At 43.9% G+C, this 24,990-nt stretch carries 18 protein-coding genes and 7 tRNA genes; 7 read left to right on the forward strand and 18 right to left on the reverse strand.

All coding sequences use genetic code 11. The features are described from left to right. Nucleotides 1-47 precede the first annotated feature (47 nt). The 9 genes from CDG61_RS12750 to CDG61_RS12790 all read right to left on the reverse strand — a co-directional run bounded on the left by CDG61_RS12750 (nucleotide 48) and on the right by CDG61_RS12790 (nucleotide 1,921). A tRNA-Asp gene (locus tag CDG61_RS12750) sits at nucleotides 48-124 on the reverse strand. A gap of 11 nt (nucleotides 125-135) precedes the next feature. Continuing rightward, nucleotides 136-211 (reverse strand) — tRNA-Val (locus tag CDG61_RS12755). 78 nt (nucleotides 212-289) lie between these two features. Next, nucleotides 290-366 (reverse strand) — tRNA-Asp (locus tag CDG61_RS12760). A gap of 11 nt (nucleotides 367-377) precedes the next feature. Beyond that, a tRNA-Val gene (locus CDG61_RS12765) sits at nucleotides 378-453 on the reverse strand. Between the two features lie 21 nt (nucleotides 454-474). Beyond that, nucleotides 475-551, reverse strand: a tRNA-Asp gene (locus CDG61_RS12770). A 49-nt stretch (nucleotides 552-600) separates the two neighbouring features. Beyond that, nucleotides 601-677: transfer RNA gene (locus CDG61_RS12775), tRNA-Asp, on the reverse strand. Nucleotides 678-700: 23 nt separating this feature from the next. Continuing rightward, nucleotides 701-776, reverse strand: a tRNA-Val gene (locus tag CDG61_RS12780). Between the two features lie 257 nt (nucleotides 777-1,033). Continuing rightward, a complete protein-coding gene (elsL, locus tag CDG61_RS12785) occupies nucleotides 1,034-1,537 on the reverse strand; it encodes a cell wall-recycling L,D-carboxypeptidase ElsL (RefSeq protein ID WP_087549440.1) in 504 nt (167 codons plus the stop codon). A 9-nt stretch (nucleotides 1,538-1,546) separates the two neighbouring features. After that, nucleotides 1,547-1,921: a YbaN family protein gene (locus tag CDG61_RS12790; protein WP_087549441.1), complete on the reverse strand. Its 375-nt coding sequence runs from the start codon at nucleotides 1,919-1,921 to the stop codon at nucleotides 1,547-1,549. Between the two features lie 89 nt (nucleotides 1,922-2,010). Between CDG61_RS12790 and CDG61_RS12795 the strand changes: the two genes are divergently transcribed. From CDG61_RS12795 to dapE, 3 genes are all read left to right on the forward strand, one after another. Next, entirely contained in the window at nucleotides 2,011-2,919 is a 909-nt protein-coding gene (locus CDG61_RS12795; RefSeq protein WP_087549442.1) for a DUF1853 family protein, read from the forward strand. Nucleotides 2,920-3,008: 89 nt separating this feature from the next. After that, a complete protein-coding gene (locus tag CDG61_RS12800) occupies nucleotides 3,009-3,152 on the forward strand; it encodes an entericidin A/B family lipoprotein (RefSeq protein ID WP_171405459.1) in 144 nt (47 codons plus the stop codon). A 117-nt stretch (nucleotides 3,153-3,269) separates the two neighbouring features. Continuing rightward, entirely contained in the window at nucleotides 3,270-4,403 is a 1,134-nt protein-coding gene (gene dapE, locus CDG61_RS12805) for a succinyl-diaminopimelate desuccinylase (RefSeq protein ID WP_087549443.1), read from the forward strand. 100 nt (nucleotides 4,404-4,503) lie between these two features. Here the strand turns inward: dapE and CDG61_RS12810 are convergent, their stop codons facing one another. The 6 genes from CDG61_RS12810 to pilG form a co-directional block, all read right to left on the reverse strand. Further along, nucleotides 4,504-4,965 carry a hypothetical protein gene (locus CDG61_RS12810; RefSeq protein WP_087513336.1) on the reverse strand — a complete coding sequence of 154 codons (462 nt, stop codon included), beginning with the start codon at nucleotides 4,963-4,965 and terminating at the stop codon, nucleotides 4,504-4,506. Further along, nucleotides 4,962-9,590 (reverse strand): Hpt domain-containing protein, encoded by a 4,629-nt coding sequence (locus CDG61_RS12815; RefSeq protein ID WP_087549444.1) that lies wholly within the window; start codon nucleotides 9,588-9,590, stop codon nucleotides 4,962-4,964. The genes CDG61_RS12810 and CDG61_RS12815 overlap by 4 nt, the downstream gene beginning before the upstream one ends. A 151-nt stretch (nucleotides 9,591-9,741) precedes the next feature. Then, nucleotides 9,742-11,814, reverse strand: coding sequence for a methyl-accepting chemotaxis protein (locus tag CDG61_RS12820; RefSeq protein ID WP_087513334.1), 2,073 nt, complete (start codon nucleotides 11,812-11,814; stop codon nucleotides 9,742-9,744). A gap of 41 nt (nucleotides 11,815-11,855) precedes the next feature. Then, nucleotides 11,856-12,392, reverse strand: coding sequence for a chemotaxis protein CheW (locus CDG61_RS12825; protein WP_087549445.1), 537 nt, complete (start codon nucleotides 12,390-12,392; stop codon nucleotides 11,856-11,858). A gap of 3 nt (nucleotides 12,393-12,395) precedes the next feature. After that, entirely contained in the window at nucleotides 12,396-12,764 is a 369-nt protein-coding gene (locus CDG61_RS12830) for a response regulator (protein ID WP_087513332.1), read from the reverse strand. A gap of 37 nt (nucleotides 12,765-12,801) precedes the next feature. Continuing rightward, a complete protein-coding gene (pilG, locus tag CDG61_RS12835) occupies nucleotides 12,802-13,188 on the reverse strand; it encodes a twitching motility response regulator PilG (RefSeq protein WP_087513331.1) in 387 nt (128 codons plus the stop codon). Nucleotides 13,189-13,550: 362 nt separating this feature from the next. On the opposite strand from pilG, the gene CDG61_RS12840 reads away from it, so the two are divergent. From CDG61_RS12840 to CDG61_RS12855, 4 genes are all read left to right on the forward strand, one after another. After that, on the forward strand, nucleotides 13,551-14,105 hold the full coding sequence (locus tag CDG61_RS12840) for a hypothetical protein (RefSeq protein ID WP_087549651.1): 555 nt from the start codon (nucleotides 13,551-13,553) through the stop codon (nucleotides 14,103-14,105). Nucleotides 14,106-14,196: 91 nt separating this feature from the next. Beyond that, nucleotides 14,197-15,306: an efflux RND transporter periplasmic adaptor subunit gene (locus CDG61_RS12845; RefSeq protein ID WP_416240716.1), complete on the forward strand. Its 1,110-nt coding sequence runs from the start codon at nucleotides 14,197-14,199 to the stop codon at nucleotides 15,304-15,306. A 21-nt stretch (nucleotides 15,307-15,327) separates the two neighbouring features. After that, on the forward strand, nucleotides 15,328-18,432 hold the full coding sequence (locus tag CDG61_RS12850) for an efflux RND transporter permease subunit (protein ID WP_087549447.1): 3,105 nt from the start codon (nucleotides 15,328-15,330) through the stop codon (nucleotides 18,430-18,432). A gap of 97 nt (nucleotides 18,433-18,529) precedes the next feature. Continuing rightward, complete coding sequence (locus CDG61_RS12855; protein ID WP_087549448.1) at nucleotides 18,530-20,245, forward strand: proline--tRNA ligase; 1,716 nt, start codon at nucleotides 18,530-18,532, stop codon at nucleotides 20,243-20,245. A 57-nt stretch (nucleotides 20,246-20,302) separates the two neighbouring features. Here CDG61_RS12855 and CDG61_RS12860 read toward each other — a convergent pair whose 3' ends face one another. From CDG61_RS12860 to CDG61_RS12870, 3 genes are all read right to left on the reverse strand, one after another. After that, complete coding sequence (locus CDG61_RS12860; RefSeq protein ID WP_087549449.1) at nucleotides 20,303-21,712, reverse strand: hypothetical protein; 1,410 nt, start codon at nucleotides 21,710-21,712, stop codon at nucleotides 20,303-20,305. A gap of 283 nt (nucleotides 21,713-21,995) precedes the next feature. After that, complete coding sequence (locus CDG61_RS12865; protein WP_087549450.1) at nucleotides 21,996-24,269, reverse strand: DUF6160 family protein; 2,274 nt, start codon at nucleotides 24,267-24,269, stop codon at nucleotides 21,996-21,998. Nucleotides 24,270-24,296: 27 nt separating this feature from the next. Next, nucleotides 24,297-24,986, reverse strand: coding sequence for a hypothetical protein (locus CDG61_RS12870; RefSeq protein WP_087513325.1), 690 nt, complete (start codon nucleotides 24,984-24,986; stop codon nucleotides 24,297-24,299). Nucleotides 24,987-24,990 lie beyond the last annotated feature (4 nt).

Consider the following 24,990-nt stretch of genomic DNA (forward strand, 5'->3'; position numbering starts at 1 on the left):
TAAGATTTGATTTTCTGAACAGAGTTTTGAAGTTTTTATATTTGGTATGGCGCAGCGGACGGGACTCGAACCCGCGACCCTCGGCGTGACAGGCCGATATTCTAACCAACTGAACTACCGCTGCATCACAAAATATGGTGGGCGCTGACGGGATCGAACCGCCGACATTCTGCTTGTAAGGCAGACGCTCTACCAACTGAGCTAAGCGCCCTCACTGAGGAACAAAGTAAACTTTGTCTGAAATGGTATCTGAAACACCACCCCTCTTTCAGAGGATTATTCTTTGAAATGGCGCAGCGGACGGGACTCGAACCCGCGACCCTCGGCGTGACAGGCCGATATTCTAACCAACTGAACTACCGCTGCATTTCAAAAAATGGTGGGCGCTGACGGGATCGAACCGCCGACATTCTGCTTGTAAGGCAGACGCTCTACCAACTGAGCTAAGCGCCCTCAAAAGATCTATCATGTAAATGGCGCAGCGGACGGGACTCGAACCCGCGACCCTCGGCGTGACAGGCCGATATTCTAACCAACTGAACTACCGCTGCATTACACAATGTCTCTATTGTGGTACAAACAACTTATTAAGATTTAAAGTGGCGCAGCGGACGGGACTCGAACCCGCGACCCTCGGCGTGACAGGCCGATATTCTAACCAACTGAACTACCGCTGCACTTAAATCTTAACGTAAAGGCTTGGTGGGCGCTGACGGGATCGAACCGCCGACATTCTGCTTGTAAGGCAGACGCTCTACCAACTGAGCTAAGCGCCCTTAACGTCTTCATCGTTTGTGAGGTGCATTATAGAGAATCTGTACCGCCTGTCAAACGCTTTTATGACTGTTTTCCACTTTTTACGATTGAGTGATTAAAAAATAGTTTATTCGATATAAAAACAAACAAATTCTGTATGTTATTTTATCTGTGAATGTAAAAAATATCTTTTTCAGAGGCTCTCTGAACTGTTTTCATGACCTGCGTGACACATTTATTTCACTGAACCATCCATTCAGACTGTTCAGAATCCTGTTTATGGATTTATTTTATGCTCAGAAATAAAGACCAGCGCATTTTCTGGAATCAGTTCAAATAATTCAACGACATCAAAGTTGCGCATACGGATACAGCCATGTGACTCGGGTATGCCCATCGGTTCTGTATCAGGAGTGCCATGAATATAGATATAACGGTTGAAGGTATCGCAACCCTCGCCCTGATTAAATCCTTCTTCAAGTCCACTGAGCCACAAAATACGCGATAAAATCCAGTCCCGTTCTGGAAACTGATCAGCCAGTTCCTGATCATAGATTTCGCCTGTTTCTTTACGTGCAATAAAAACCGTATTTAAAGGTGCTCTTTCACCAAATTTCACTGCAACTTTATGCCAGCCACGGGGTGTTTTCCCTGAATTTTCTGTTTCACCAATGCCATTCTTTCCAGAGGAAATGATATACAGCTTATGATGCTTAGGTAAAAACAGTGTCTGTTCAGACAGGTCAATCAGAATATCGGCCTGATCAATTGAATACTGCATAGATATCCCCTACTGATTTTCAATGGTCTGAGGTTCAGGTCGGAGCCACAACCAGACTGCAACGACCAGCATGGTCAGATCAGTAAAAATTTTGACTGCCAGTGGCGCGCTTGTAAACAGCATGATGACAGCACTGATCAGCATCATCACACTCGCAATCCATTTGGCTTTGCGTGGGACAGTTCCATTTTCCCGCCATGCACGCAAGGTTGCTCCATATTTAGGATGATTCAGCAGCCAGGCATCCATTTGAGGCCAGCCTTTGGAAGCTGCCCACGCAGCAAGAATCAGAAATACAGTTGTCGGCATTCCCGGTAAAATTGCACCGATAAAACCCAGGATGACAAAAATCACCACAAGGCTGCGCCAGAACAACGTTTTCATATGAATTTTCCAAACTGCGAAGACTGTAGTATAAAGTGTTTTCAGGATTTATCCGTTGTAATTCTGCACTTTTAGATAAGGATTCAACAATGCCCCTTTTCAGCCAGCCTGCCCACTTTGAAGAACCCTGGCTACAGTTTCAGACTCCATCAGTCAGGCACCTGGCATTCAGCTTATGCAGCCCTGACATTCTGGCTTCCATACCATCAGAACTGAATATTGTTCATGCCTTTGAACTTAAACCTCAGAACCACTGGCTGACTCACTTCCATCATTATTATCAGCGCCTGGTTTACCTGGATAACCATCCTGAAGAACTGGAAAATTTTCTTGCTCAGCTGAAAAGCACCAGACTGGGACTGCGCTTTGAAATGCTGATCTGGTTCTGGTTACTGGACGATGCCTATCATCCTTATCGCCTGTTGGGGCACAGCATTCAACAGATTGATGGTGCAGTGACTTTAGGTGAACTGGATTTTCTGGTTTTAAACTCACAGACAGGCGAAACTGAACACTGGGAAGTGGCTTTAAAATATTATCTGGGTGAAGGACATCTGAGCCTGCCTCAATGGTATGGTCTGAACCGCTCAGACACACTGCTCAGAAAGCTGAATCACTTCACTCACAAACAGTTCCAGTTTAAACAGGTTGGAAATCATCAGATTGACCGACATTTTGCAGTCATGAAAGGTCAGCTCTATCTGCCTCAGTCCAGTCACGAAAACCTTGCCCTCCCCACATGGTTAAATCAGGAACGTAGAATGGGTTTATGGGGAACAGATATTCCCAAGCAGCAGAATCTGCATCGCTTAAAACGACATGAATGGATCTGCCCTGAAAAAGAAAACTCATCGACATTCTGTAAATGGTGGACAAATGGACTTTATTATCAGCCAGATAAGGCTTTATTCTACATGTTCAGAAACAAGCCTCTGATCAGTTCCAGCCGGCACAGCTGTTTCCAAACACTCATCGAGCAACAACATTTCATTACCTAAAAATAATGAAAAATACATATTTTTTTAGAATTAAACTTTCTAATCTCTAATGACATCATAATAATTTTATGACATTAAAACGGAGATGAATGATGAAAAAAGTATTAGCAGCGTCATTGATGGTCGCTTTTGTTTTAACCGGTTGTAACACTGTTAAAGGCGTTGGTAAAGATGTATCCAAGGCAGGTGATGCTGTCACCAGCACTGCTGAAAAAACAGAAAATAAACTGTAATTTTCACTTTACTCCCCCAAAAACCTTATCCTTTGATAAGGTTTTTTTATTTTTTAATTCCCCTCACAGTAGTGATTCGCCTATTATATTGCTACTTTTCAGACAAATTAAACCGCTATGACTCAATCAGAAACCCTGGATCTCAGTTTACAGCTATTACGCCAGCCGTCCGTAACCCCCGTTGACCATAGCTGCCAGGAAATTATGGCAGAACGTCTGAAAAAAATTGGGTTCAATATCGAATCCATGCGCTTTGAAGATGTAGATAACCTTTGGGCACGAAAAGGAAATACCTCACCAGTTTTCTGCTTTGCAGGTCATACCGATGTTGTTCCCACCGGTAGTCCTGAATCATGGAATTCTGATCCTTTTGCGCCTGAAATCCGTGATGGAAAACTGTATGGTCGTGGCAGTGCTGATATGAAAACAGCCCTGGCTGCCATGGTGGTTGCTTCTGAGCGTTTTGTTCAGAAATACCCTGACCATAAAGGTTCAATTGCTTTTCTGATCACCTCAGATGAAGAAGGACCATCCATTAACGGAACAGTGAAAGTTGTGGAAGCACTCGAAGCCCGCAATGAAAAAATGACCTGGTGTCTGGTGGGAGAACCCTCCAGTACAGACCATCTGGGTGATATTGTCAAAAATGGTCGTCGTGGCTCTTTAAATGCCGTACTGACAGTCAAAGGTAAACAAGGGCATGTTGCCTATCCGCACCTGGCAATCAATCCGATTCACACCGCATCCAAAGCGATTACAGAACTGTGTGAAACTGTCTGGGACAATGGCAATGAATATTTCCCTGCTACCAGTTTTCAGATTTCCAACATTCAGTCTGGTACAGGAGCGACAAATGTTGTACCTGGTACAATGACTGTCACATTTAATTTCCGTTACTCAACAGAAGTTACGGCAGAAGAGCTGAAAGAACGGGTCATTGAACTGCTGGACCGTCATGGTGTTGAGTATGATATTCAATGGACACTGTCTGGTTTACCTTTCCTGACTCCTGTCGGTGAACTTGTCAATGCAGCCCGTACAGCCATTAAAAATGTAACTGGTACTGAAACTGAACTGTCAACAAGCGGTGGTACATCAGATGGACGTTTTATTGCACCAACAGGCGCACAGGTGCTTGAACTGGGCGTATTAAATGCAACCATCCATCAGGTCAATGAACATGTCAATGTTGCCGACCTGGAGCCTTTGGCAGAAATTTATGAACAGATCCTCGTTGAATTACTCAGCTGACTCATAGCTTGCAGACTGATACAGTATTAAGAATTACTTTTTTAATACTTCAGAATTAAAAAAGGAACCCATCAGAGTTCCTTTTTTAATCTGTCACAACTCAGCTCAACCCAAGTGAAGACTGGATACTGGCAAGATTGGGGATGTGAAATGTCTGATCACCCATGCGGACATACTGAAATACAGCATCATCAGTCACAGGACGGTCTTCATCTACAACCTCCGAAATACGCAAGCGGATTGTTTTCGGCATTTTATTACACATCAATGCAAAACGCTGGCTGACATCATCACCCTCAATCACCAAAGCAACACCAAGCTTTGTCTCAGGATCATTCACTGCATAAACAGGTAACTTTAACTCATGCCATTCCACATTCGGAACCTGAGTCGCACTGTCCAGAGCAGAAAGAACGATATTCTGAGGGAGCAGCATGGCTTCGCGCTTATAACATTCCACAATATAAGCATCAATAAATCCCGTAGAAACGGTAATCAGATGCTGAAGTTCCTGCTGACTGATCTGATCAACAGCAGGTTTTTTTACCTTTTTCTGGCTCATCCATTCACCTCATATTCAGCCGCCAACAGATTTTCAATATTGGTCAGCAATTCTGCTTCCTGGAACGGTTTACCCATATAATGAGTCACACCCAGACTGAATGCACGCTCACGGTGTTTCTCACCTGTACGCGATGTAATCATGATAATTGGCAGTTTCTGATGAATATCATGGTGTCTTACCAGGTTGGTCACTTCAAAACCATCCATCCGCGGCATTTCAATATCAAGCAGCATCAGATCCGGTTTGACATTTTCCAGCTGCTCCATCGCATCCACACCATCTTTGGCTGTCACAACATCATAACCCTGACGTTCAAGCAGACGTGAAGTTACCTTACGTACTGTTACAGAGTCATCCACAATCATCACCAGACGACGTGCATTACTGTGTCGTGATGACTCACGGTGTTCAGACGCATGTTTCGTACGCTGTGTTGCCAGAATCTGACGTGCAATACTTTGACCATCAAGAATCAGACAGACCTGACCATCACCAAGGATCGTTGCACCTGCAATCGCTGCAATACCGGAGAACTGTTGTCCAATCGGTTTTACAACAATCTGACCACGTGAACCAACCAGCTGATCGACCAGTAATGCAATACTCTGCCCCGTACTGCCTTTAATCAGCAGTACCGGTAATGAATGCGCGATACTGTGCAGTCGCGGTAATGGCTGATTTGCAACAAATTCTGAAATGTAGCGTAACTTATAGGATTCGTTGTCAATTTTGAAATAATCGTCATTGCCATCAAAATAAGTTTCAAGCGTAGATGGTGCAATCCGTACAATACGTTCAATCTGAGCCAGTGGAATAGCAAACTGCTGATCACCGGCTTTCACCATCAGGGCATCACTGACCGCAACCGTTGTCGGTACACGGATGGTAAAGGTTGTTCCTTTACCAATCTCAGAATCAACTGTTACCAGACCGCCTAAGGCTTTAATTTCGCTTTGCACGACATCAAGTCCGACACCACGACCCGAAATCTGTGTCACTGCTTTCGCAGTACTTAAACCAGGGTGGAAAATCAGCTGTAAAGTTTCTTCTTTACTGACTTTCTGATCAGGTTTAATCAGCCCCTGGCTCAGTGCTTTTTCAAGAATACGGGTATCATCAATACCCTTACCGTCATCACTGAATGTAACTACAACATCGGTTCCCTGACGGGTAATATTGAGTTCAATTTTACCGACTTCAGGTTTACCGGCTTCAAGACGCTGTGCAGTATCCTCTTCAATACCGTGGTCAATCGCATTTCGAAGCATATGCTCAAATGGAGTCACCAGACGTTCAAGAATAGTACGGTCCAGCTCGCCCTCTGTATTCTGTACCAGCAGTTCCGCAGGACGGTTCAATGTCGATGAGGTCTGACGCACAATACGCTGTAAACGGGGCAACAGTCTTGAGAACGGAACCAGACGTGTCCGCATCAGACTTTCCTGAATTTCTGCCTGAATACGGGACTGCTGTAATAAGAGACCTTCTGCATCACGGATTTTTTCCGCAATCGTGCTCTTAAAGTCCACCAGATCCGATGCAGACTCCGCAAGTGATTTGGATAACTGATTTAAAGATGAATACTGGTCCATCTCAAGAGGATCGAAATCTTCATAACGTGAGTTGTCAGTACCATGTTTTGCAAGAATCTGTGATTCAAGCTCACCATCCATTCGACGCAGCTGATCCGCCAGTCGCTTAATCGCAAGCTCCATTTCATTCAGCGTATTACCCAACTGCCCCAGATCCATCTCAATACGTGAACGGTTAATTGAGTTTTCACCTGACAGGTCAATCATCTTCTCAACCAGGTCGGCAGAGATACGGATCATTTCATTACTGTCATCACGGCTCGAGGTATCGCCCCACTCACCCATCATTGCAGGTGGTTCAGTACCGTCACCCTGAACAAACTCAAAGGTTCTGGACGGAGCAAGAATATCTTTGTGAGTCAGCCTGTCTGGTAACTGAGCCGTTACGTTGACATATTCAATGGACTCGAGATTGGATTTGAGGCTGTCGAAATTGGTGTAATCATGCTCAAATATCGCCTGACGTAACCATGCCAGTGTCGTCTGAAGCAACGGATCATAAGCATTTGAGTTGAACTGGTGTACAGCAAACTGCTCAAATATCGTTTCCAGCTCATAAGCAATAGACGCAACCGGCTCAATTTCAGCCATACGGGCACCGCCCTTCAAGCTGTGCGCGGCACGCTGTAACTGAAGCAGAATACTACGGTCTGAACGCTGTTCAAACCATTGAGCAAGTAACAGATCCGAAGAATCCAGCAGTTCTTCTGCTTCTTCAAGGAAGGTTTCTTCCACAATTGAACGCACACTTTCAAGATCTGCATGTTTCTGACTTTGTGCAGGTTCAGCGTACTCTGCAGCGGGCTGTTCAATCAATGTTTCAGCAGTGAGAGGTTCAGTCAGCTCAGGTTCAGACAAGGAAGGCTCAACCGCAATAATATCTGACGCAACACTGATGACATCATCCAGTTCTGGCAGCTCATCCTGATCGGATACTGCAAACGCCAGTGCATCATCAATATGCTCAGAAGCAGATTCAACTTTCGGCTCTGTAACTTCAGAGGTGGATGCAATACCACCTTTTGACAGTTCTGAAATATTTTTCAGTATATCCACTGCCTGAGCGGAAGAATAATCAATCTGCTCATCACGAATCGTCTGAATACGGTCAGCGATATCATCCTGAACAAGCCGGATAATACCGATCAATCCAGGAGTAACCGTAATCTGCTGGTTGATAATCCGTTCGTAAATCGTTTCTATTTCATGTGAAATCAGACCAATGTGTGTGGCCTGAACCATATTTGCACCACCTTTCAGTGTATGCAGATAACGCATCAGATTATTCAGTGCAGCAGTATTGGACTGTTCTGCTGTCCATGTATTCAGATCCTGATCCATCCCTGCAAGAAGTTCTTCTGCTTCTTCAAGGAAAATATCAAGCAGATCAGGGTCAAAATCAGTATTGGTATCAGCTGCACCAGACTGGGACTTAGCAGCCTGCAACTGTCGGGACAGTTTTGCAAGATCCAGACCCGCCGACTCGACAGATGCGGCCTGTACTGGTTGTGATTCCTGAACAGCGACCGAAATATCTTCAGCTTCAGCAGATTCAATACTCAGATCAGACTGAGCAGCTGGCTCGGATTCAAACTGTTCGATATCCTGCTGTACGAATGCTGCCAGCTCATTCAAAAGTTTCTGCATGTCATCTGTCAGGCTGACACGCTGTCCTGCTGCCAGTGTATCAAACAGATAGATAAATTCCTGATGTGCCTTTGCAAACAACTCATAGGCATAGTCAAGAGTCAGAAGTGCCGGCTTTTCAACCACACCATCGTAAGCAGACTTCAGTTCCAGTGTGAACTGATGAATACCTTCAGATGCACGGTTGTCTGTATTATTAATCAGATGCTCTGCCTGCTCGCTTAACTCCTGAATATATTCAGGGAATTCAACTTTGGCACGTTTATCAAACTCAAACTCAGCATCAAGCAGCAGATCAATATTGAGTTCAATCAGCCTGGAAACCAGACCTTGAGGATTTGCTTCATGTTCTCCAGACTGAACACTGAAACCGTAGTTATCCCACACATCGTTAAATGTCTGATAAATCGTATTCAGTCTTGACTGATCAGCTCCATTTCGAAGCGTAAGCAGATAATCACCCACAAACTCAGCATACTGAACCAGTAATGCTGTTTCTCTTGAAGTGGATACGATTTCATCCTGCAACAGGTTTTTAAACAGATTTTCCACATTGGAACTGGCATCAAAAATATGCTCAATCTGTGCCATGGACGAACTGCCGCGAAGCGTATGCAGAGCACGGATCAGCCCGTTATAGTCCTGTTTTGATGACTGCTCTTCTGCAAGAAAAGCTTCAATCGTCGCCAGATGCTCTTCTGCTTCTTCAAGAAAAATAGACATTGTTTCCTGAACAAAGATGTCATCCTGAACAGCAGGGAATTCTTCAGATACTTCAGCAAGCTCTTCCTGAACAGTTTCAGCTTCATCAGCTGCCGTTGCATCAGTCACTTTCGCAGTAACCGACTCATCATCTGCAAACTCAAGACCTGTCAGCGTATTCTCAGCAGACAGCGTTTCAGACAACTGAAGTAAATCTTCAAGTGCAGGTTCAGGACTGAGATTCTGCTGAAGCTGCTGTCCTAACAACACCAATGGTCTTAAATCAATTGCAGCTTCCTGAACATTTTTAAAATCAGGATAAAGTCTGAACTGAAAAATTTTATAAACCGTTAAAGCAAATTTCTGAATCGGAAGATTCAGAACCAGTGATCCCCCCATGACACGGTTCAGTATATCTTCTACTGTCCATGCCAGTTCACCGGCAGATTTAGCCCCGACCATACGCCCAGAACCTTTCAATGTGTGAAAGTGGCGACGGATAGTGATCAATGTTTCAGTATCGGAGGCATTTTCAAACCATGCCGGAAACTGCTCATCCAGTTCAGTGAAGATTTCTTCCAGTTCTTCGACAAAAATTTCAAGAATTTCTGCATCCTGATCAAGATAGCTATCTTCGGGAAGAGTTGTATTTTCAACTAAATTTTTTAATATTTCTTTCATAGCTAAGGCTTCTTACGTGTCCAGCACCCTCAGGTACCCAAACTTAATTGTAACCATCACGTTTGACCTGAACTGTGCGGTTCCCTGTCAACACTTTATCTTTGAATACAGTGTGTTTATTCCGGGGAATAAACACACTTATCAAGCCTTATTATTCAGGTAACTTAAAGTCAGTTACAGATTCACGTAAGGATTCCGCCATACTTGCAAGTTCAGATACCGAACGGGCTGTATCGAAAGTCGCAGTTGTAGTCTGAGATGTAATTTCCTGTACAACGTTCATCGTAGTTGCAATATGACCCGCTGATGCAGACTGAAGTTTCGCAGCATCCGAAATGTTTCCGATCAGTTTTGCAAGGTCAGAAGATACGCCCTGAATTTCATCCAGTGCAACACCGGCATCCTTGGATAAGCTGGCACCACGAACAACCTCCGAAGTTGTCTGTTCCATGGAAATTACAGCTTCATTAGTATCGGTCTGAATCGTTTTAACCAGTGTTTCAATCTGTTTCGTTGCTGAAGCAGAACGTTCTGCAAGACGCTGTACTTCGTCGGCTACCACGGCGAAACCACGACCGGCTTCACCCGCCATGGATGCCTGAATTGCAGCATTCAGTGCCAGAATGTTCGTCTGATCGGCAATATCGTTAATCAGGGCAACGATGTTACCAATTTCCTGTGAAGATTCACCCAGACGCTTAATACGTTTAGATGTTTCCTGAATCTGCTCACGAATAACATCCATACCTTCAATTGAACGGTTTACAACGTCAGCACCATTGGATGCAATCTGTACCGAACGCTGTGCTACCACAGCTGATTCTGCTGCGTTTGAAGATACCTGGTCAATGGACATTGCCATTTCGTTAATTGCGGCAGATGCACCGGCAATTTCCTGTGCCTGGTGCTCAGAAGCTTCAGCCAGCTGGTTGGTAATGCTTTGCGTGTTTGCCGTATATTGTGCAACTTCCTGAGACGTTTCTGTAATTCGGGATACAAGGTCACGTAACTGGTCAATTGCGAAGTTAATGGAGTCGGCAATCGCACCGGTAAAGTCTTCAGATACTGTTGCATATGAACGTAAGTCACCATCTGCAAGATCGGCGATCTCATCCAGTAAACGCAGAATCGCATTCTGGTTACGGTCATATTCTTCCTGTAAACGTGATACACGCTGTTTATCAGACTCACCACGTAAGCCAAGCAGTTTAAATACGCAGAACAGGAAGCCAAGCAGTGCAATGATCAGACCCAGTGCAGGAATTGCAGTTGCCCAACCTGTACCACCAGAAAGCTTATTCAGGTTTGTCAGCAGCGAATCCGACTGAGCAAAAATTGAAGAAGAAGCCTGACGTACTTTTACAATCTGATTTGAGTTCTTAAGTACCGTTGCAGCTGCTGATTTCAGTACGCTGTCATATTCACTCTTAATACCCTGTAGCGATTCACGCAATGCAGGATCAGCCAGACGTTCCACACCCAGTTCCGCACTACCGTTCAACTGAGCTTCAAGGTATGAACCAAATGTTTCTGTATCGGCACTGAAGTCATCTGCTGACTCACGAGAGTTATCCGAACCCGTCAGTACTGAGCTGATGGAACGTAAAATACGTTCTGCAATGAATACCTGGTTTTTCGCAATAACCACCTGGCTACTTGGCAGGTTCTGACGAGCCATCTGGTCAACCATCAGGTTATATTCAGCCTGAATACCCGGAATGGATTCGCCGATTGCGATGTTTGTATCATAAAGTTTGTTAATGATTTTTTGTTGTGATGCAATCAAATCAATATTTTCAGAAACTTTTTTCCATTCAGCATCCACATCTGTCAATGCTTTGGTTCTTGCATGAATATCTGTTACGGTTTCAAAGTTTGTTGCAAAAGCTTTCTGAGACTGCACCAGTTTATCAATAGACTCTTTGGTACCAGATGCTGTTGCTTCAGTCGCCTGACGAGAAATAGTCTGAGACAGCAATCGCAGTTCACCCAGGCTTCGGGTTAATTCGTTGTTCCGGGGAACACTGTAGAACAGATATAATAGTATCAGTGCTGCAACTGCCAGACATGCTACTGCGATCTTAATAAACTTTCTGGACTTGTCACTGTCACCGAAAACACGGGATAACTGATCCGTCTGCGATTGTACTTTTGCCAACAGACCCTGACCGTTTTTGCGATTACCGGCCTCACCTGCATTTTTCTTCTTAAGTTTAAAGCCCATACAGCCTTCTCCCCGAATTTCGCCTGTATAACTTGCGATTGTTAATTTATAAATTTTATAGATGCATTCATGTAGTTCGGATTTTTCAGTAAGCGACTGAACAGAAATACATGCCATTGCTGGTTATGCTGGTGAAAATATCCCTGGCAGTATTCTTCTAATCCTTGATCAAGATCAGGTGCTTTTGAAAAAAAGCTTTTCTTATTGAAATGCTGAATTCCCAGAACCTGATCAACTACAAGACCTACATAATGGTCCTGGTGACTGATGCACAGAACTTTCTGTGCCGGTGAAAACTGTGCAGGCTGACCAGATACATACTGAGCAAGGTCAGACACAGAGAGTAGACGTCCACGGATATTTGCAAGCCCGACAACCCACGACTGGGCATTGGGAACAAATGTGCATTTTGGTGGGTAAATTACTTCCGCCACTTCACCTAATGGAGCAACAAAGTATTGCCCCATCATTTCAAAAGCAATACCAGACCATCGGCTTACTTCACTCTCGGATGCAGCATAGCTTTTGTTTCCACGCTTGGACAGCCGAAGTAATTCGATAAATCCATTTGCAGCCATAGCTTATCCTGCATTCAGATGGTGATTGATCACATCAATAAGTTGTTTTTCATCTACAGGCTTAGTCAGATAGTCACGGGCACCCTGACGCTTACCCCATACTCTGTCTGTTGCCTGATCTTTCGTACTGACAATGACAACCGGGATATGCTTTGTTGTTTCCCCACGGGCAATCTGGCGTGTTGCCTGGAAACCGTTCACACCCGGCATCACAACATCCATCAACACAAGATCAGGTAACTCAGCCTGAGCCACTGTCACACCATCTGCACCATTTGCAGCCTCAATGACTTCAAACCCGTGTTTACCCAGAATCTCTCTGAAACGGAAAGTTTCTGTAGGTGAGTCATCAACAATCAGAATACGTGCCATGTTTTTCCCCAATACTTACGGTCTATATACTTTAACTTTATGCCGAAACGTGATTACGAATTGCGTTTAATAATTCATCTTTGCTGAAAGGTTTTGTCAGATATTCATCTGAACCGACAACACGACCTTTCGCCTGATCAAATAATCCATCTTTACTGGACAACATGACAACAGGAATATTCTGATAGTTCTGTGAGTTCTTGATTAATGCACAGGTCTGATATCCATCAAGACGCGGCATCATGATGTCCACAAAGACGATGTCAGGATTTGCATCTGCAATTTTGGACAGTGCATCAAAACCATCGACTGCCGTAATCACATCACACCCTTCACGCTGAAGTAGGGTTTCTGCGGTACGACGAATGGTTTTTGAATCATCAATCACCATTACTTTTAGATTCTGGAATTTATTGTCGTCCATTTAGTGACCCTTCCCATTTGTTTGTACAAACATAGATATGAATGAATTTTACAAGTTATTAACATTTTTAACATATCTTTACCGACTGTTTCAATGAGCATTTTCCGCTCATATTTACATTTTAAAACGAAAGCACTAACAGCTTCACACTTTTATTCAATCATTGTTTTTTTTTTGATGAACAGAGGGTTTCAATCCCTTCTTTTAGTTTTAATATAACATTATTATTACTTAAAAATAAGTAATTTAGTCGGCTTAAAACAGAACTCAAAGTTTGAGTTGATTTCAGTTTGGAAACACCATTTATGACCCTGCGAAAAACCGTTACCAGTTTTTTTCTGTTGATCTTTTTCAGTCTGTCCATGATTCAGACTTTTGCAGCTGATCCACAACCAAAAGCTGCCTGGTATCGCTATTATGACAGTCGTGGTGTTGCCAATGTCAGTACCAGTGTCACGCCAGCTCATATCCGTTATGGGTATGAGGCACTCGACCGCAACATGCAGGTGATCCGCAAGAACCGTCCGTACAATGCTGAGGCTGATGTCAAAAAAGCACCTGAACGTGCTGCTGTAGCCAAACGTAATGAAGCCGACCTGAAACTGAAAAAAGCGTATACCAACAGCACGATTGCAACACAGAAAAAAACCGCTGCCCTGCTGTACATCAAAAAGCAGATCAATTTTCAGCAGGATCAGCTGAAACAGCTTCAGGATGACCGGATCATGTTTAAACGACAGGAAATGGAGCATCTGCGTAAAGGTTCAACCATTCCTGTTCAGCTCAAGAATGTACTAGAATACAATCAGAGCAATATCACGATGAAAAAAGAGCTGATTCATTCGTTACAAACCAACTATCGAAATACACAGGCGGAATACGACAAAATAATCATAAGACTTAAAGCAATGGAATAACTTGATTTTTGTGATAAATATAAAAACTTAAGGGTACTGAACCTTTCAGACTGAACACAGGAAATGATGTATGCAAACAGTGATGTACCCGATGAAAGAGCGATCCATGGTGTTTTTTTCAGCTGTGCGGATCACCACGGTCTGCATCACACTTGCACTCAGTGCCTGCCAGAAACCGGAACCTGAAACCGGAAAAAATCAGGCACCACAAAAAATAGAACTGATTCAGCAGGATCTGGTCGCATTTCAGAATGGCAGTTCCGTTCATAAAACAGCATTTACAGGCACAATACGTGCGGTTAACCGCAGCAGCATACAGTCACAGGTCAGCGCAACTGCTTCCCAGGTCAGCGCTGAAGTCGGTCAACGTGTTTCCAAAGGGCAAGTTCTGGTCCGTCTGAACAATCAGGACAATGCAGCACGACTTGCTCAGTCCCGTGCAAATCTGGCAGCAGCTCAGGCACAGGAAAAAATGGCACTGAATATGATGCAGAGGAAACAGCGCCTTTTGAATCAGGGTTTTATTTCCAAAGTTGAATATGAACAAAGTGCTGTAGATTATCAGGCACAAAAAGAAAATACGCATGCGCAACAGGCAAATGTTGATATTGCACTGAAAGCAGACCGTGACGGTATTATTTTAAGCCCAATCAATGGCGTGGTCACAGTACGTCAGGTTGAACCTGGACAGACTGTTGCAACGGGTCAGACACTGTTTGAAATTATTGATCCTGAACATACTGAAATACAGGCAAAACTCCCCTCAGATCTGCAGTCCGCACTTAGACCTGGTCAAAAAATTGAATTCAGCATTCAGGGAAATCCTGCCCTGCTGAGCGCCACACTGAGTCGGGTCTCACCAGTTGCAGACCTGAACAGCCGACAGATTGAGTTTTTTGCTGTTCCTGACAGAGCTGTACAGTCTTTGAGTATTGGTGCCTTTGTTGAGGGAAATATTCTCTCGGCAACTCAGGTACAGGGACAGATCATTCCCCTGGATGTTATACAGAATATTGATCAGCAGCCTTTTGTCTGGGTGATCCGCAACAAGCGGATAGAAAAACAGAATATTCAGGTCATCGAACAGCGTTACAGCAATAACAGTGCTGTCGTACAGGGCTTAATTGCAGGAGATCTGATCAGCCGTGTGAAGTTCACCGATCAGGACAAACATAAAGAAGTGGCCATCAGCCCGAAATAAAAATTACAAAGGACTGTCGCCATGTGGTTTACCCGTATCAGTGTCAAATATCCTGTATTTACCATCATGATGATGTTCTGCTTGATGGTGCTTGGTCTGGCTTCATGGCAGCGCATGGGAGTAGAGGAATTTCCCGATGTGGACTTCCCCTTTGTCGTTATTTATACCAGTTATCCCGGTGCGTCACCCGAATCTGTCGAATCTGAAATTACCAAAAAAATGGAAGATCAGATCAACACCATTTCAGGATTGAAACAGGTTATTTCACAGTCCAGTGAAGGTCTGTCCACGATTATTACTGAATTTGACCTGGATGTTCCCTCTGCCGTTGCAGCACAGGATGTCCGTGACAAAATAGCCCCTGTCACTGCCGAATTCCGCGATGAAATTCAGGATCCGGTCGTTGAACGTTATGACCCGACAGCCAGTGCTGTCATGTCCATTGTCTTTGAATCAGACAGTATGCCTATGCGTGATCTGAGCTCATATCTGGATCAGCGGATTGTTCCTCAGCTTCGGACGGTTGCTGGTGTTGGAACGGTCAACCTGCTTGGAGATGCACAGCGCCAGATCAGAATTGAAATTGAGCCTGCAAAACTGAACAGTTACGGCATAGGTATTGATCAGGTACTGAATACTTTAAAATCTGAAAATATAGAAGTTCCAGGCGGAACATTAAAACAGCCTGCATCTGAACTGGTGGTCGAAATCAAGTCACGGGTCATTCACCCCCAGTCATTTGGTGACATGATTATTGCCACAAAAAATGGCGCACCCATTTACCTGAAGCAGGTTGCCAGAATTACTGACAGTCAGGCTGAACTTGAGTCCAGTGCCTACCTGGATGGGAAAACTGCAGTCGCAGTGGATATCCTGCGCAGTTCTGACTCCAACGTCATTGAAGTCGTGGATAACACCTATAAAACACTAAATGACATTAAAAAACAGTTGCCTGACAACATTACCGCCAAAGTCGTGGTGGATTCATCCAAAGGCATCCGTGGCAGTATTAAAGATGTTGCCCGCACCATTACTGAGGGTGCAATCCTCGCCATACTGATTGTACTGCTTTTTTTGGGTTCATTCCGCTCAACCGTTATTACAGGAATGACCCTGCCGATTGCACTGCTCGGAACACTGACTTTTATCTGGGCATTTGGGTTCTCCATAAACATGATGACCCTATTGGCACTGTCACTCAGTATTGGCCTGCTGATTGATGATGCAATTGTTGTGCGGGAAAATATTGTCCGTCACGCCAGCATGGGTAAAGACCATGTCACTGCGGCACTGGATGGCACTCAGGAGATTGGACTTGCAGTACTGGCAACAACATTGACCATTGTTGCTGTGTTTCTACCTGTTGCTTTTATGGGCGGTATCATTGGACGATTCTTCTTTCAGTTTGGTGTGACTGTCAGCACGGCGGTACTGATTTCAATGTTCGTCAGCTTTACACTTGATCCGATGCTTTCAGCGCACTGGGCAGAAAAACACAATCCAGATAAAAAACCAGGTAAAGTTAAACGCTTTTTCAACTGGATCTCCACGCGCCTGGATAACCTAAGCCATTATTATGAAAAACTGCTGAAACTGGCACTGCGCTTTCGTGCTGTGACTATTGCCATTGCAGTTGCATCGCTGTTTGGTGCACTGGCACTGTCAAAACTGATTGGTACAGAGTTTGTTCCTGTACCTGATAAAGGCGAACTGCGGGTTAAATTTGAAACACCAGTCAATGCTTCACTGGAATACACACAGGCAAAACTACTCCAGGTTGACAGCATCATTCAGAAACATCCCGAAGTCCGTGCAACTTATGGTGTGATCAACAGTGTCACAGACAGAGGTAAAAACCATGTCAGTATCCGGGTCACGCTGACACCAAGACAGGAACGGAAACAGACTCTGAATGATCTGACTAATGAATTCCGTCATCGCCTGAAAGATGTTGCAGGTATTACCATTACATCCGTTGCATCGGCAGATGAAACGGTGTCTGGTGGACAAAAACCGGTCATGATCTCAATTAAAGGACCTGACCTGGATGAACTTCAGAAAATTTCTGACCGTTTTATGGCTGAAATTGCCAAAGTGGATGGCATTGTTGACCTGGAAAGCTCCCTCAAGGAGCCAAAACCGACACTGGGGGTTCATATTAACCGGGTACTGGCAAGTGACCTGGGACTGTCAGTCAATCAGATTGCCAGTGTCCTCCGCCCCTTACTGGCAGGTGATGACATTACCACCTGGAAAGATGAAAAAGGTGAAACCTATGATGTCAATGTCCGCATGGTGCAGGACAAACGCAGTCTGCCCGCTGATGTTGAAAACCTCTATCTGAGTTCTCAGAAAACAGATGCCAGTGGACAGGCTGTTCTGATTCCACTTGCCAGTGTTGCCCGTTTTGAACAGACTCTGGGGGCTTCTCAGATTAACCGACGTGATCTGGCTCGTGAGGTGCTGGTCGAAGCCAATACCGCAGGACGCCCTGCTGGAGACATTGGTGCCGACATCAAAAAAATTCAGGACAGTTTTAAACTGCCACCTGGCTACAGTTTTGATACTCAGGGTTCAAACAAAGATATGGAAGAATCTGCAGGTTACGCAATGACTGCGATTACCCTGTCTATTGTCTTTATTTACATTGTACTCGGTTCACAGTTCAACAGCTTTATTCATCCTGCTGCCATCATGGCATCCCTCCCCTTGTCACTGATTGGGGTTTTTCTGGCATTATTCCTGTTCAACTCCACCATGAACCTGTTTTCCATTATCGGGATTATTATGCTGATGGGACTGGTGACTAAAAATGCCATTCTCCTGATTGATTTCATCAAGAAAAGTATGGATGCAGGTACAGAACGTTACGACGCGATTATTGCTGCGGGTAAAACCCGTCTCAGACCCATACTGATGACCACCAGTGCAATGGTCATGGGAATGGTGCCCCTCGCGCTTGGACTGGGTGAAGGTGGTGAACAGAGCGCGCCGATGGCACATGCGGTGATTGGTGGTGTCATCACCTCCACACTGCTGACATTGGTGGTTGTACCCGTCATCTTTACTTACCTGGATGACTTTAAAAACTTTATGATGCGCCAAATGAAAAAAATCATGTCATAATGAAACAGATTACCCTGGGGTGACATTACTGAATGTTCACCTCATTTTTTTACCGTATAATCTCTGCTTTAATGCTTAATAATTTAGGACAGTTTCCATGCGCGCGAGTCGCTTTTTATTTGCAACGTTAAGAGAAACCCCAAACGATGCTGAAGTCATTTCACACCAGCTGATGTTACGTGCGGGGATGATCCGTAAATTGGCTTCAGGCTTGTACACCTGGTTGCCGATGGGTGTACGTGTGCTGAATAAAGTTGAAGCGATTGTCCGTGAGGAAATGAACCGCTCAGGTTCTCTTGAAGTCTTCATGCCCGTGACTCAACCTGCAGGTCTGTGGGAAGAATCAGGTCGTTATGTACAGTACGGACCAGAGCTTTTACGCTTTAAAGACCGTCACAGCAATGATTTTGTGCTTGGACCGACACATGAAGAAGTGATTACAGATCTTGCCCGTAACGAACTGAAAAGCTATAAACAGCTTCCAATCAATTTCTATCAGATTCAGACTAAATTCCGTGATGAAATCCGTCCACGTTTCGGTGTGATGCGTTCCCGTGAATTTATCATGAAAGATGCTTATTCATTCCACGCAGATCAGGATTCCCTTCAGGAAACCTACGATGTGATGTATGAAACTTACTGCCGTATTTTCAGCCGTCTGGGTTTGAATTTCCGTCCAGTACAGGCAGATACAGGTTCAATTGGTGGTTCAGGTTCACATGAATTCCATGTACTGGCATCCAGCGGTGAAGACGATATCGCTTTTTCCACTGACTCAGATTATGCAGCAAACGTGGAAATGGCTGAAGCGGTACTGGTCGGTGAGCGTGCTGCTCCTGCACAGGAACTCAAAACCGTAGATACACCTGATCAGAAAACCATTGCAGATGTTTCTGCATTCCTGAACTCTGATCCAGCTCATTCTGTTAAAGCATTACTGGTTCAGGGTGTCGCAGATGAAAAAGGTCAGATTCCAGTGGTGGCGCTGTTCCTTCGTGGCGACCATGAACTGAATGAAATTAAAGCTGAAAAACACCCGCTGATTGCCGCACCACTGACGTTTGCAACTGAAGCGCAGATCAGTGAATACAATCTTACTCCTGGCTTCTGTGGTCCACAGGGACTGGTTGAAAAAGGTATTACTGTTATTGTAGACCGTGCTGCATCTGTACTTTCAGACTTCGTTGCCGGTGCAAATGAAACAGACAAACATGCAACAGGCGTGAACTGGGAGCGCGATGCTCAGTTTACTGAAGTGTATGACCTGCGTAATGTCGTTGAAGGCGATCCTTCTCCAGATGGTCAAGGTACAATCTTAATCAAACGCGGTATTGAAGTTGGTCATATCTTCCAGCTGGGCAAGAAATACTCTGAAGCACTGGGCTGTAAAGTATTGGGTGATGACGGCAAACCACTGGTCGTGACTATGGGCTGTTATGGCATTGGGGTAACCCGTGTAGTGGCTTCTGCAATTGAGCAGAACTTTGATGACAAAGGTATTATCTGGCCATCTGCAATTGCACCTTTTGAAGTGGCTATCGTTCCTATGAATGCACAGAAATCACCACGCACACTGGAAGCTGCTGAGGCACTGTATGCAGAACTACAGGCTAAAGGCTACGATGTACTGCTGGATGACCGTAATGAACGTCCTGGCGTGAAATTCTCTGACCTTGAGCTGACTGGTATTCCGCACCGTATTGTGATTGGTGAAAAAGGACTGGACGCAGGTACTTTTGAATATAAAGGTCGCCGTGATGAAGAGTCTGTAAACCTGAGCAAAGATGAATTACTTGCAAAAATTGCAAAATAATTTCAGTTAAATATAAAAATCCCGCTTAATGCGGGATTTTTATATTTTGAATGTTAATCAGCAGAATTTCATACCGCCGTAGCAGTTAGGTATAACGTTCTGGTTGGCAAGAATCTGAGAACTCAATGCCAGTTTTGCATGCGGTGAATTGGATAAGTCGATATAACGTAAGTTTGGATCATTTGGATCCTGCAGTCCAACATTCTGTTTAATTGGTAAACCAAATGCAGAGCCCAAAGCCCCTCCAGTTGAAACCGTAATCCGATTTGCCAGGAGCCAGTCAGAAACCTGAGACGCCACCTGAGGCAATACATCTTCAATAGATGTCGCTTGTATCACATCCAAAGTTCCCAATTGCACAGGTTTTGCAAATGACATCCACCACCCTGGCTGTGCGATATCATCGCTGTTGGCACCTAACCACTTAATGGCAGATTTCTGAAGTGAAAGATAACCCCCATTACCATCCAGCTCAATATTATGGATCATGCTCAATGCCTGAGTAAATTCAACATCAATCTTTAGATTACGGATAGCTGTTTTAGTATCATTGTATTTGCCTGACCAACAAACACCTGCCCACAAATCTTCTTTACAGGTTCCTCCACCATTTTTCCCCATAAAAAATGTAACGTCATTAACCCATAGAACATTATCAGGTTCATTTATATTATCTTCTTTTCTCAGATCAACAACAATACTACCACTGTCTTCACTCAGAATAATATCCCCAACACTTGCCACTACACTCGGAGGTTTAACTACTGTCTGCCTTTTACCCGTTAATGTGAAAGCCCCTATTTCAAAATTGGCAGTCATTTCAGGCATAGCAAAGCCTTTACCTGCTGTTGCTGCAAGATTTGTCATAATTTTATGATTCCCCCCCAGAACTTTAACGCTTCCCTTTACTTCCTGACCTGCAACAGCACCAAAGTTCGTTGGTACTGTTTTAGTTGAACCACTGGTTCCTGAGACCTGCATATAGCCACTGAATGAGCGGAGACCATCTGATGGATTATCAATATTTTCTGCACCAAGTGTCAGTAAACCTAAAATTGACTCTGCGCCTAAACGAAAACCTTCCACTTCACGCGTTGCTGCAGAGTTACCTTTAATTGCAAACTCTATAAAAGGATTAGTAAGCTGAGCTGAAGTATCAGCCCGGGAACCATTAACCGCCTTGCCGGAAAGCGAGAGATTACCAATATCAATATCACAGCCCCCAGAGCCGTTGGAACCACCACACCCAAGTTGTAATGATTTAATGTTACTGTTCAGCTCCATTACAGCTCCCAATCCCAACTTAAAAAAATTGAGATTCTGTGATGCATCCGCTGTACTTGTTAGATTAAACAAAGCCTGTCCTTCAACCTGTGACAACTGCTGATCATCCAGCTCTGTCATTGCATTTGCATTTCCAGCTGCACAGGCAATTGCAACCATAGCCCCAAGAATACTTTTTTTCATTTTTATTCCCTTAAAATATTAAAAATTATTAATTTTATTCAGTAACATCATCGTGTTACTGTGAGCACTTCAAAATGATTCCCCATAAATATACTGATCAGTTCTGAACCCGTGTTTAAAAGAGCACATGCCTGCTCAACATGCTGACTTATGTTTCCGTCTACCCCTCAGACACCCCTTATATTTCAAAACCCCGGATTAAATTCATTTTTGATTAAATCTGTTTTTATCACTCAAACCATCTGTCTGTTCAGCTCACTCAGAACTGAACAATCCCAGGACATTAACGTGGTGTAATACCAAAATTACTACGCATCACTCCTCCAGTAATGGCGATATCCGCAACTTTCTGCATTCCCCCCATTGGTGAGATTGCCATTTCTGCACGGAAAGGCGTTGCTATGCTGTTAGTCGGATTAAAATTAACCTGACTGTCCATGCTGACAGTATCTTTTTTCATACGGATACGCGACTCAAGCGCCAGATTACCCTGTATCTTATTCAGGTTAACACTTGAACTGCTTTTCAAAGTGCTGACATCACCTGATTTGGTATAGTCATCATTGATAATACTCAAGTAGCTGCCTTTTTCTGCTTCATTGGCTTTCTGCTCTTTGGTCAGTTCATTAAAATTGAACGACGCTTTAACTGTCAGGAAGTTACTGTCAGGATTTGCTACAGTTGCATCCACACCCGGTATAATGAACAGCTCACCATTACCATCCAGTTTAAAAGCAATAGAAGACAACACATCATCAGGTCGACCAAAATTATCTATCGGTACAACTTTTTTCTCACAGGTTGTCGTGCCCACACAGTTATATAAAGACCCCGGCAACTGTCCAATAGCAATTTCAGCTTTTGCTGCAAGTAACAGGTTACTGGCTTTGACATAGATCCCATCTTTTTCATAGCCAATTACACCGTTTGTCTGAAGATAAGCATCAATATTTCTCAAGCCTGCATAGTAGTTAACTTCTTCTTTCCCAGTTCCTGAGATTTTATTATGTGAGCCATCTCCACCATCAATCAGAAGAACAGAAGTCGTACTTGGTGCATTGGTTTTTTTATCAATCCCATAGCCATCTGTAGACATAGTCAGACTGAAACCTAAACCATTTTTTATTTCAGTCTGATTTCCAGTCTTGTATGTATAGCTCTGCTGAAATAACCCTAAATTTGCATTCAGGTTATAAATCGGCAGACCCAGACCCCAGCTACCCTGTACCGTGTCGTTCTTAGCCATTGAGTTATCAGAAATAAAACGGGCTTTACGGGCAATCGCCTGAAAATCCATACCACGAATGGATATCAATGCAAAATTCTGCGATGTTTTCGTCGCATTCATATAATTTGTCAGGTTTTGGCTTGCAGCACCCAGCACATTCTGCAACTTTTTACTGATAACAAACTCAAGACTTGTTGCCTGCATGGTATTTAAATAGACATCACCCAGATCCAGATAAGCATTCTGAGTATTTAAGACAGAAGGATCATTACTGGTCCGAATGTTCAATGGAGACAGGTTTGAAAATTCAATGGCATAGTTACCGTTTCCAGTTCCACCCAGTTCAAGCGTCGTTGCTTTCTCACCTGCTTTAATCAGTGAGTTCCCATCTTTAGTGAACTCAGCACTTAAACCTGTATGTATACCGGTATTTGCCTTTTCATAGCCTTTCGCTGTAACTGCAACACCATTTGCGTCAGTAACGTTAAAATTACTGATACCGGTCTGATCAGAGTTTACAAATATTTTCCCGTTTGCAAGTGAACCTGATGCCCCCATACGGATGATATTTTTCTGCTCAGTACCATAACGCAGGTCAATATTCACCCCTGGGTTTGTAGCATCATCGCCTGTACGGCTTGCATGAACCGCTGTTGTATCTGAAACACGCCCAAGGTTGATTACATGATCTGAATTGCCATTTTTAGTTGTTAAAACGATTCCTTCTTTTGGGTCTATATACATATAGCCGTCAGCAGCAAAGTTAAAGTTAAAATCTTTCAGAGTTAACTGCTGGTCATTCAGTTTATGTGTAATCGAAGCATTCTGAAGCTGAAAATTCAGATGTGACAAAGAGTTTTTATCAAACAGACCTTTTGTTGTTTCCAGATAAAAACTTAAGGGTGTACTGGTTGCCAGCATTAAAGAACCCAGGCTCTGTCTGTCTGCACCTGTAGCACCAACAGTACAGACCGTACACAACATCACATTCTGTATCGTTGCTTCAAATGGTGAAATGGTTGTTTCTAAGCGTATGCCTGCACCATTTGTCGTTCCTGCCACATCCAGATCAATCTGGCTTTTAATATTGGAATTATTGACGCCTTTTACTTCCACGCTATGCAGACCTAAACGCATACTGGAGTTATCAGAAAAATCCACCCAGTTTGCCTGGTCTATTGTTATTTTAGAGACTTCATGCGTGATGGTAATACCGTCCTGCCCCGTGACAGAACTCAATGTCGAATCAGACAGCTGCTCAAGCGCATAACTGTGCTGCGCAAGTAACATACACGCCGTCAACATTTTCAGTTTTGTTATTTTTTTCATTCCAACTTCCTTATTATACTGCTCAGCTTAACAGCGGCTGCCTGCCGCCCCAGTACAGTTATAACTGAACACTTTCAGGTTTCCTGACATCTGAAGGTTTCCATGAACATTCATTCCCATAAAACCTTTTTCTGTACCCGTATCAAATGTTGCAGCATTGGTTGCATATCCACCCTGACCGTAGACTTTATTATTTGCATAACCCTGCTCAGCACCTGCTGCTCCCACTTCAATGGATGCACTTGTAAACCCTAAATTCCTTATTTTTAATGGCTTATCATCTAAAAAAGTCAGTTTCATAGCGGACTGCTGATTGCCGTCCTTATTCAGGATGGTGGTACCGTCCAGCTGAAATTTATCGACCTGTAAAGTTCCCTGAAATTTTTTCAGAACCAGCCACTTCTGTTGAGCATTTCCATTTTTGTCCAGATCAGAAACTTTCTGATTATTAAATGCCACAGCAACACGACACAGAATGTCTGAAACACACTGTGTTGAATAATATGCCTCGGTAACCTTACCATTTGCATCCATTTTTGAAATACTGGACAGGCTCATATCATTGGCATACTTATGGTTCAAGGACAGCGTCCAGCTCAGATCCGCCCCACCCTGACCTGTCACCTGAGTTAATGCATCATTGTCCAGGTCTACCAGTCCTGCATGTGAAAAAGCAGAAACCGCCATGAACAGAGTGAAAATTATGCGTTTATTCATGATC

Source organism: Acinetobacter sp. WCHAc010052 (assembly GCF_002165295.2).
Lineage (GTDB): Bacteria > Pseudomonadota > Gammaproteobacteria > Pseudomonadales > Moraxellaceae > Acinetobacter > Acinetobacter chinensis.